Origin of the sequence: Coprococcus sp. AF21-14LB, from assembly GCF_003458885.1 — a bacterium.
Lineage (GTDB): Bacteria > Bacillota > Clostridia > Lachnospirales > Lachnospiraceae > UBA9414.
The window spans coordinates 1-1,500 of record NZ_QRVX01000121.1 but is presented as its reverse complement, the minus strand read 5'-3'; the positions used below and the strand labels follow the sequence as shown (position 1 = coordinate 1,500).

Genomic DNA, 1,500 nt, shown 5'->3' with positions numbered 1-1,500 from the left:
TTGGCAAATTAAGAAGAGGTGAGTAATATAATGGTAACGATAATATATAAATGTTGGAAAAAGATAAAATGGAAACTGAAAATTATAAAATTAAAAATACTTTTTGGCTCTAAAGTAGATTTGAAATGGTCAGCTAGAATAGCTGGAACTGTTAAATTTAGAATTAATGGGAATGGAAAAATTAGCCTCGGGGAGAACGTTGAGTTGCGTGAAAATATTATCCTAAATGTTTCGGATGGAGGATGTATTCAAATTAAAGATAGGGTATTTATTAATGATGATTGTTGTATAAATTCAAGAGATAAAATTGTAATTGAAGAAGACAGTATATTAGGACAGGGGATAAAAATGTATGATCATGATCATGATTATAGAAGTAATAATATAAAGACAGATTTTGTAACATCTCCGATTATAATTAAAGATAATGTGTGGATTGGCTCAAATGTAATTGTATTAAAGGGTGTAGCGATAGGTTCTCAAAGTGTTGTAGCAGCTGGGACTGTTGTAAGATGCAATGTTGCAAATAATAGATTGTTTTATACAAAGACAGGAGGCTATGGTGAAAAGGTCATTGAAAAATGGTAACAAAAAAATCAGAAATAAACAGATTGATGGATTAAGAGGTGTGACAATCATTTTGATTGTAGTTTTTCATCTGTTTTGTCGATATAGAGAAATATATTGTGGATATACCATTTGGTATTTGAAGTGGATGGGAGAGTTTGGAAATTCTATTTTTTTACTGATTTCAAGTTACTTTCTCATTGGTGTTCTAGGAAAAAGAATAAATATCATAAAATTTTGGGCTAAAAAAATATTCAGATTATGGCCTTGCTATGTAATCGCAATAACATTAACAATGGGATTTACACATATTTTTGAGTTACCACAACGAACATGTTCATGGAAAGAGTATTTGTTAAATATTTGTTTTATTAATGGATTTATAGGTTGTAATTATGTTGATGGTGCTCATTGGTATATTACGACTCTCATTGGAGCAATAATTGTTGTCGGTCTTATCAAATATTTTCAAATTGATAAATATATATGGACATATTTGGCATGGATTCTTTTAGAAGGAATTACAGGACTGATAAGATTTGTACCTTTAAATCAATTATTAGGATCATCATACGTTGCAATTATTTGTATAGGAATATCTATTGGTATCATGCAACAGAAACAATATAAAATCAGTTCCTTATTTAAATTTACGAAAATAGAAGAGTATATATATGTAAATCAATGGTTGCTATTGTGTGCAGCTTGTTTGGTATATCATTTGTTGCGTAGAGGAGTATTGGCATTTGGTTGTTTATGCCTGGCAATACCGTTTTTTTTAATTGCACTGTACAAAAAAGGAAAGATATTTGAATATAAAATAATACAGTTTATGGGAATGCTATCTTATCCGTTGTATTTAATACATCAAAACCTAGCGTATTTAATCGAGTTTAATTTAACAAAAAAATATAACCAAGTACCATTAAATTT

Annotated in this window: 2 protein-coding genes; both read left to right on the top strand. The window is 29.0% G+C overall.

Annotated features, from left to right (window positions below; genetic code table 11):
* Positions 1-30: 30 nt before the first annotated feature.
* Positions 31-588, top strand: a complete 558-nt coding sequence (locus DWX73_RS13255; RefSeq protein ID WP_118349126.1) for an acyltransferase — start codon at positions 31-33, stop codon at positions 586-588.
* Positions 560-1,500: acyltransferase family protein (locus DWX73_RS13250; RefSeq protein WP_158556870.1), on the top strand; the 941-nt coding region annotated here is incomplete at its 3' end. The genes DWX73_RS13255 and DWX73_RS13250, both read left to right, overlap by 29 nt.